Source organism: Cupriavidus sp. HY129 (assembly GCF_059492215.1).
Map to the genome: position 1 here is coordinate 2,783,734 of NZ_CP083255.1, position 8,469 is coordinate 2,792,202.

At 63.3% G+C, this 8,469-nt stretch carries 9 protein-coding genes; 7 read left to right on the forward strand and 2 right to left on the reverse strand.

The window, feature by feature from the left end; genetic code table 11:
- Positions 1-5: 5 nt before the first annotated feature.
- Complete coding sequence (locus K6G35_RS28865) at positions 6-239, reverse strand: hypothetical protein (protein WP_008643838.1); 234 nt, start codon at positions 237-239, stop codon at positions 6-8.
- Positions 240-383: 144 nt separating this feature from the next.
- Here K6G35_RS28865 and K6G35_RS28870 point away from each other — a divergent pair, with 144 nt between their 5' ends.
- The 5 genes from K6G35_RS28870 (at position 384) to K6G35_RS28890 (ending at position 5,910) form a co-directional block, all read left to right on the forward strand.
- Positions 384-1,274: an alpha/beta hydrolase gene (locus K6G35_RS28870; RefSeq protein WP_008643840.1), complete on the forward strand. Its 891-nt coding sequence runs from the start codon at positions 384-386 to the stop codon at positions 1,272-1,274.
- Position 1,275: 1 nt separating this feature from the next.
- Entirely contained in the window at positions 1,276-3,339 is a 2,064-nt protein-coding gene (locus tag K6G35_RS28875) for a penicillin-binding protein 1A (protein WP_008643842.1), read from the forward strand.
- Between the two features lie 11 nt (positions 3,340-3,350).
- Positions 3,351-4,610 carry an arsenic transporter gene (locus K6G35_RS28880; protein ID WP_040010938.1) on the forward strand — a complete coding sequence of 420 codons (1,260 nt, stop codon included), beginning with the start codon at positions 3,351-3,353 and terminating at the stop codon, positions 4,608-4,610.
- Positions 4,611-4,717: 107 nt separating this feature from the next.
- The gene (gene folE / locus K6G35_RS28885) at positions 4,718-5,443 is read left to right on the forward strand and encodes a GTP cyclohydrolase I (RefSeq protein ID WP_008643845.1); all 726 of its coding nucleotides are present in this window, start codon (positions 4,718-4,720) and stop codon (positions 5,441-5,443) included.
- Positions 5,444-5,466: 23 nt separating this feature from the next.
- Positions 5,467-5,910 (forward strand): BLUF domain-containing protein, encoded by a 444-nt coding sequence (locus K6G35_RS28890; protein WP_008643847.1) that lies wholly within the window; start codon positions 5,467-5,469, stop codon positions 5,908-5,910.
- 57 nt (positions 5,911-5,967) lie between these two features.
- Here the strand turns inward: K6G35_RS28890 and K6G35_RS28895 are convergent, their stop codons facing one another.
- Entirely contained in the window at positions 5,968-6,222 is a 255-nt protein-coding gene (locus K6G35_RS28895; protein WP_008643850.1) for a hypothetical protein, read from the reverse strand.
- A 257-nt stretch (positions 6,223-6,479) separates the two neighbouring features.
- On the opposite strand from K6G35_RS28895, the gene K6G35_RS28900 reads away from it, so the two are divergent.
- Together K6G35_RS28900 and K6G35_RS28905 are read left to right on the forward strand one after the other, a co-directional pair.
- A complete protein-coding gene (locus K6G35_RS28900) occupies positions 6,480-7,427 on the forward strand; it encodes a hypothetical protein (protein ID WP_495676757.1) in 948 nt (315 codons plus the stop codon).
- A 380-nt stretch (positions 7,428-7,807) separates the two neighbouring features.
- Positions 7,808-8,461 carry a response regulator gene (locus K6G35_RS28905; RefSeq protein WP_008643854.1) on the forward strand — a complete coding sequence of 218 codons (654 nt, stop codon included), beginning with the start codon at positions 7,808-7,810 and terminating at the stop codon, positions 8,459-8,461.
- Positions 8,462-8,469: the final 8 nt, after the last annotated feature.

Below are 8,469 nucleotides of genomic sequence, written 5' to 3' on the forward strand. Positions count from 1 at the left end.
ACGCGTCAGCGGTTGCCGTCGAGCAGGTCGTTGAGGATCTCGTCGAAGCCAGCCTGGGCGTCTTCAAGACCCTGCAGGGCCGCGTCGAAGGTTTGCAGCGCAAGCTTCGACGGCTTGCCGGCGCCCTGCGGGGGATACTGGCTCAGCAGGGCGGTAAACGCCACCTGGACCTGGCGCGTGGCATTGACCACACGCTCCATGGCTTGCGCTTCTTCGGCGCGCTTCTGTTCGTCGTTCATGCGCAACAGCCCTCCTGGGCCTGGATTCGATATGCGGCATATCGTACAAGAACTCGCGGGCACCCGGCCCGGTCCAACGCCGCGTTACCCATTTTTCGGTTAGGCTGGGCAAGATCGTTCGCCCGTGACCAACCCTTCGCCCCCATGTTTTCACTCCTGCGCAGAACGCTGGCCGCCACGCTCGTGACCGCTGGAGGCTTCGTCTGCTACTGGACCTACCTGACCATCAACCAGGAACGGCTGCTCTTCGATGCACGCCGGCGCCCGCCGCGCGATCTGCCGGACGGCATCGTCGGCTACTCGCATGCCGTGCCGGGCGGCCAGTTTCGCGGCTACTGCTACCACGCCGACCACGAGGGCGTGGGCGACCTGTTGTTCTATCTGCCGGGACGGGGCGAAGATGTGCTGGAAACGCTTCAGTTCATGAAGTGGCTGCCGCACGGGATGGGCTTCGCGACGTTCGACTATCGCGGAATCGGTCACTCGGACGGAATGCCCTCCGAGGCGGCTGCCGTTGCCGATGCCAGCCAGTTCCTGCTGCATCTTCGCCGGGCCTTCCCCGGCGTGCGGGTGCATGTGGTGGGACGCTCGCTCGGCACCGGCGTGGCGATCCAGCTTGCCGACCTGCAGGATTTCGAAAGCCTGCAACTGATCACGCCGTACGATTCCCTGCTCGAGATCGTGCGAAAGCGCTTTCCGCTGGTGCCCCTACGTCAGTTGATGCGGCATCACTTCGATTCGATCTCGCATTGCAAGAAGGTGGTCCAGAGCACCAAGGTCCTTTTGGCCGAGAGCGACGACGTCGTGCCCCACGAATGCTCTGAACGGCTGATGGCGGCCTGGCCCGGCCCGGTCGCGCTGCAGATGATTTCGGGGGTCGATCACTACACGATCATCGAGCGTTGGGAGACATGGCACGCGCTGTGCGAATTCGCGCGGGAAGTGCCGCATCAGCCGCCAGACCGCACCCAACAGCATCCTCCCTCCGACCATACCGAATCCGGTGTGCCTTTGCCGCTCCCCGCAGCACGGTAGAATGCGCGCCATGAAAAAATTTGCAGTCAAGGCTGCCGGCGTCGTCGCGGCGCTGGGAGCCGCCGGCGTCCTGCTCGTCGGCTTTGCCGCGGTAGTCAGCCTGCGGCAACTCCCCTCGGTCGACGCATTGCGCGACTATCGTCCCCAGGTACCGCTGCGCGTGTTCACCAGCGACGACGTTCTCATTGGCGAGTTTGGCGCCGAGCATCGGGAGTTCATCCCGATCGAGAAAATGCCGAAGCTGATGACCGAGGCGCTACTCGCGGCCGAGGACGACCAGTTCTACAACCATGCTGGCGTGGACATCCCCGGCCTGGTCCGCGCGGCACTGGCAGACCTCGGCGAGGGCTACGCGCAGGGCGCATCCACCATCACGATGCAGGTGGCGCGCAATTTCTACCTGTCCCGCGAAAAGACGCTGGCCCGCAAATGGTACGAAGTCCTGCTGGCATGGCAGATCGACCGCACGCTGCCCAAGGACCGAGTCCTTGAGCTCTACATGAACCAGGTCTACCTGGGCGAGCACGCCTACGGCTTCGGCAGCGCCGCTCAGACGTACTTCGGCAAGCCGCTCGCGTCGCTCTCTCTGGCGGAGACCGCGATGCTGGCGGGGCTGCCCAAGGCACCCTCGACGATGAATCCGCAGGTGAACTACCCGCGGGCCAAACGTCGCCAGGAGTACGTGCTCGGCCGGATGCTGGCGCTGGGCATGATCACGCAGGACCAGTATCGCGAGGCGCGCGGCGCGCAACTCGTGGTGAGCCGCGACGCCAACGGCAGTTTCAGCGGGCACGCGGAATACGTGGCCGAACTGGCACGGCAACTGGCGTTCGACCGCTTCGGCGACGAAGCCTATACGCGCGGCATCAACGTCTACACCACGGTGTCGTCGGTGCGCCAGACAATGGCGTACGACGCCGTGCAAGCCGGACTGGCCAGTTACGGCAAGCGGCACGGTTCGGCGAAGGCTCAGGTCGCCCTGCCCCAGGCGGCACTGGTCTCGCTCGACGCGAGCACCGGTGCGATAGAAGCCATGGTGGGCGGCGCCAGTTTCGATACGAGCCGGTTCAACCACGCCACGCAGGCGCAGCGCCAGCCGGGGTCAACGTTCAAGCCGTTCATCTATTCGGCCGCGCTGGAACGCGGCATTTCTCCCGGCACGCTGATCAACGACGCGCCGCTGGACGACCCGCGCTGGCAACCGTCGAACGATGACAATCGCTTCGTCGGCCCGATCACGGTACGTCAGGCGCTCGCGGAATCGCGCAACCTGCCTGCCATCCGCACGCTGCGCGCCATCGGCATCCCCTACGCGATCGACTTCGCTGGCAAGTTCGGCTTCTCCACCAAACGGCTGCCGCCGTATCTGCCGCTTGCGCTGGGCACGGGCACCACGTCGCCACTGCGACTGGCGGCCGCCTATGGTGTGTTCGCCAACCAGGGCCACCGCATCGAACCCTATCTGATCGACAAGATTACGGATGGCGACGGAAACGTGCTGTTTGCCGCGCAGAACGCAGCGGAGGTGACGCGCGTGATCTCCGAGCGCAATGCGTTCGTGATGAACAGCCTGCTGCAAAGCGTGGTGGACGAGGGTACCGGTACCGGCGTGAAACGCTATTTGCGCCGCGACGATGTGGCCGGCAAGACCGGCACCACCAACGATTCGGTCGACGGCTGGTTCGCCGGCTACGCGGGTGATGTGGTAACCGTGACGTGGATGGGCTTCGATGACAATCGCAGCCTGGGCCGACACGAGTTCGGCGCGACCACCGCGCTGCCCATCTGGGCTGCCTACATGGAAGGACGCCTGGCCGGCGCGCCAGAAGCCAGCTTCCCGACGCCACCGCAGCTTGCCCGCCTTAATGACGACTGGGCCTACGCGGAGAACGCGGACGGATCCCACGGGCTTGCATCGATTGGATTCCCGCCGCCGACTGTCACGCCGGACGTACCTGCCGACGGAAACCCTCCCGGCGCACCGACAGCCGCGGCGCCGACCCCTGCAGCGCTTGAGATATCGCCGCAGGTATCGTCCCAACGTCCTACTGCTTCCGGCCTGTGACCACGGCCGACATGCCCGCTTACGCGACACCGCTGATCTGGAGCGTCGCGGCGCTATCCACGGCGGGCGTGCTGTTCCGGCCCTTCCGCCTGCCCGAGCCGTTCTGGGCAATGGCTGGCGCGCTGGTGCTATGCGTGGCGGGACTGCTGCCATGGCGCGACGCTCTCGAAGCCGTGGCACGCGGCAACGACGTCTATCTGTTCCTGGCCGGGATGATCCTGATCTCGGAACTCGCCCGCAAGACGGGCCTGTTCGATCATGTGGCCGCGCTGGCCGTGCGCGCCGCGCAAGGGTCGGCGCGCAAGCTGTTTGCGCTGGTCTATGGTTTCGGCATTGCGGTGACAGCATTCATGTCGAACGATGCCACCGCAGTCGTCCTCACGCCCGCGGTCATCGCCGCGACGCGCGCGGCACGTGTCAGGCACCCGTTGCCCTATCTCTACGCCTGCGCGTTCATCGCCAATGCGGCGAGCTTTCTCCTGCCAATCTCCAATCCGGCCAACCTCGTGCTGTTCGGTGACCGGATGCCGCCCCTGTCCAGCTGGCTGGCACGCTTCACGCTGCCATCGGTGGTGGCCATCGCCATGACGTTCATCGTCCTGTACTGGACGCAACGCGATGCACTGGCCGAGCCGATCGAGAATGACGTGCCGACGCCCCCTCTGACGCTCCAGGCATGGCTGACGACGCTGGGCATCATGCTGACCGGAGCGGCACTGTTGACGGCCTCGCTGCACGGGCAAGATCTCGGCTGGCCAACGTTCATCGGTGGTCTGTTGACCCTGACTGTCGTCTGCGCCACCCAGCCGCGACTACTGGTCCCGGCGCTTAAGGAAGTGTCCTGGGGCGTCCTGCCGTTGGTGGCCGGACTCTTCGTCCTGGTTGCCGGCCTGGCCCAGACCGGCTTGACCGCTCAACTGGCTCATTGGGTGCGGATGCTATCCGCGCTGCAGGGGCCGGAGGCCGTGCTTGGCGCCGGTGCGGCAGGCGTGCTCGTCGGCATCACGAGCAACATCGTCAATAACCTGCCGGCTGGACTGTTCGCAGCCTCGGCGCTGGCGGCCGGCCACGCTTCGGATACCGTCACGGCTGCCGTGCTGATCGGTGTGGACCTGGGCCCGAACCTGTCCATTACCGGCTCGCTGGCCACCCTGCTCTGGTTGACCGCCCTGCGCCGTGAAGGTCATATGGTCAGCGCCGGCACCTTCCTGAAGACCGGTGCGCTCGTCATGCCGCTGGCATTGCTCCCGGCCCTGGCGGTACTGCGCTGAGGCCATGCCCAGCAGCAGGTTGTTGCAGGTTGTGGTGCAATGCCAACTGCCATATAGTGAAGCACCGCGCACCGCGTGCGCCGACGCCCAACTCCCTGCGGCCACTCATGTCACACAAGGATCAGTCCGATCGCCCCGAGCACACGCCCACCGCCTCGCCCGTATCCAACCGGATTCGGGCGCGCATCGAGGCTGCCGGCGAGCGCTTCCATGCCAACGACAATATCTCTCGCCATATCGAGCACGGTGAACTCGAAGCCCTGCAGGCCGAGGTCGAAGCCCGCATGGAAGAGGTGTTACGCACGCTGGTGATCGACGTCGACCAGGATCACAACACACGCGAGACCGCTCGCCGCGTAGCCAAGATGTATCTCAAGGAGATCTTCGCGGGACGCTACGCGAAGGCACCGGACGTGACCGAGTTTCCGAACGTGGAACAACTCAACGAACTGATGATCGTCGGGCCCATCCGCGTGCGCAGCGCCTGCTCTCATCACCTGTGCCCGATCATCGGCAGCTTATGGGTGGGGGTGATGCCGAACCGCCATTCCAATCTGATCGGTCTGTCCAAGTACGCGCGACTGGCGGAATGGATCATGTGCCGGCCGCAGATTCAGGAAGAAGCCGTGGCGCAAATCGCCGATCTGTTGCAGGAGAAGATGAATCCAGACGGCCTGGCGATCGTCATGGAAGCCGAGCACTTCTGCATGCACTGGCGTGGCGTGCGCGATACCGATGCCAAGATGACCAACAGTGTCATGCGCGGCTCGTTCCTCAAGGACGACAAGCTGCGCCGCGAATTTCTCACCCTGCTGAATCTCAATCGCCGCTGACTCGCTGCCCGGAGGGAACACCGATGCTAGTCCGCCTGCTCTACGCCAGCCGTGCCAGACAGCCGCTTGACGCCGATGTGCTGGATGCCATCCTCGACACCAGCCTGGAACAGAACCTGCGTCATGGCATCACCGGCGTGCTGTGCCACAGCAACACCGTCTTCCTCCAGGCGCTGGAAGGTGATCGGGAAGCCGTCTCTCGGCTTTTCCTGAATATCGGTCGCGATGATCGCCACCACCACGTCGTGCTGCTGAGCTACGAAGAGATCGCCGAGCGCGCCTTCGCCGGCTGGTCGATGGGGCGCGTCAACGCGGGCAAGCTCAATGCCGCGACGCTGCTCAAGTACTCCGCGCAAGGTGAACTCGACCCCTGCCGCATGCCCGGTGCGGCATCGCTGGCACTCCTCACGGAACTGATCGCCGGGGCGTCGATCGTCGGCCGCGGTGGCGAGCGAGGACGCCACTGATGACCGAAGGCGAGCCCGGCGGCTACATGACCACGTAAATGCGTGCGCGTTTGCGGATTACTGGGTAGATACCTGCCCGAACAGGCCGCATTCAAGATCGCTCTCGAATTCCTCGATCCACGCCGACCCCGGGCCGGCCTCGTAGACGCTTTCCGCGCCGGTACGCTGCCGCCGCACCGTCACCTGACGGGCTGACGTTCCGTTTACATCGAAAACTTCGAACTCCTGGGCTGCAAGACCAACCTGCCGGAACAAGGCTTCGAGATCCTGACGTTCGTTGGCGGGAAACTCGGCGAATTGACGCATTGCCATGGCACACCTCCATGCGGGGGTTGTACGGCGCGATGCAACGTAAACAGCTGGCACGCGCGGCTTAGAGAATGCCACCAAAACCAACGGCAAGTGGCGCGCGACGAAAGACCATGGTCTGGTCGAATGTATTGTGACGCAGCCGACGTTCGCGGCGCGGCGGCATACATCGCACATTTCAAGGAATAGCGATGGACCCGACACTCCCCAGCCCGTAGTGTTTTTGCTCATCCACTCATTCATCACGGGCGAGACACACAATGCAGACGAAATCCAGCACGTTACGGGAGACGGAACACCGGCGAAAAGCCATCCTGCAAACGGCGCAGGCCCAGGCGGAAGCGCTCAACGGGATGTATCGGGACACACTCTCAGCGTTCCTCGTCGCACCAAATGCCGTGCCGCTGCCACGAGCCGCCCGTGCGATGTTCTGGCTCGGGCGGCTGCGGCAATGGCGCGCGATCGACCTGAGCGGCGACGAAGCATGCCCGCCCCCCAACGTGACCTCCCTGCAACTCGGCGTCATCGAGTCCATCGCCGGCACACATGCGCTGGCGCTCCACAAGGAAAAATGGAGTGGCCCGCACAGCCGTCAGGCATACGAACGCGATATGGCCCTGCAGGTAGCGATGCTGCTAGCGCTGGAGTGGCGCGAACTCGCTGCCTTCGCACTGCAAGCCTGGTTCGGCACCAGCAGCGAGCTGGCTTCCCTGCACCCGGTCAGTGGCATGACCGGCTTGATCATCGGTGTCGCGGGTCAGGCGCTTGGGGTCGGTGTGCCGCAAGCCACGTTCCAGAAGGGTGACGCCGTACTCTCAAAGATCGTCGAGCACTGGCAGGATAGCGATATCGCATTCGCGCCGCTGGCTCGTGAGCTGGCCGACAGACACGTCAACCAATGCCGGCTCGACACCGACCACTCGCTGTTCGACTTCGATCACCCCGTCGAGCAGGCCATTCCCGTCGAGCTTTTGATGCTTCTGCGCTTGCGCGACGGCGACGGCGACGGCGACGAGGTCCCGGCATGGCTCGCCCGCCACGGTGCTTTCTCCCATCCTGCGGCGGTCATGCTCAAGGCGATCACCCCATCTCAATCGCAACGGTGTCACAGCTTCATCACCAGCGCCACAACGCTTCTCCCTCAGTATGGAGACTTGTCCGCCGCGCTCGACCGTCAGCTCTCCGCGTCGCGCAGAATTTCAAGCTAAATCGTCGATTTGTCCCACCTATCGCCTTACCTGCCTTCGATTTATTTGCATCGAAACCATCAAAATCAGTCGAAGTACGATTTTAGTTTGATTAGTTAATTGCGAGAATCTTCGCCTTACGACTCTTGCCCGAACGCCTCCGCATGACTCTCCCGTCTCCATCACGACTGCGACGATATTCGTGCAGTTGAGATGCCATAGTGACATTCGCTATCGAACAGTTACAACACAAGTTGATCGCAAACAATTTCGACTAAACAGGTACGACTATCTCGCGCCGATACGATATAGAGTAATTTCCCTAATTTTCAGATAGCTAAACCCCCTCACGCAGCGCGTTCGCCCGAATGCGTTGCCTGGCTGCGAAAGGACATTGATGCATGACTGCGAAAACCATTCGGGTGGCGCTGGCGGATGATCATCCGCTCGTCGTTGTCGCTTTGCGAGATTGCCTGCAGCGTACTCCCGGCTTCCAGGTGGCATGTGAATGCACCAACGGCAGTGAACTGGTTGACGCCTTGACGCAGAATCCGGTCGACGTTGCCGTCACCGACTTCAGCATGGGGCATGGCGATACGTCACTGGACGGATTCAATCTATTGCGCAAACTACACAGGCGCCATCCGGACACGCGCATCGTGGTGGTCAGCGCCCAGACGAACCCTGGCGTGGTCAGCCGCGCGATGAAGCTCGGCGCGCGCGCGTTCGTCAGCAAGGAAGACGAACTCGACGAAATCGTGCGCGCCTGTATCCATGTCACCATCAGCAACGGCCATTTCTATTCGCCGTCGATTCGGGCGGTGCTGGACAGCGCCACCGCGGCGGCCACGGCCGCCCCAGCCACGGAGCTGACATTGCGTGAGCTCGATGTCGTCCGGCTCTATGCGCAGGGCTTCCAGCTCACCGAAATCGCCAACAAGCTCGGGCGGTCGGTGAGCACGATCTCCAGTCAGAAAACCGTTGCCATGCGCAAGCTGAGCGTCCAAACCAATACGGACCTTATTCGCTACGCCTATGAGAACGGCCTGATCTGATCCTTCAA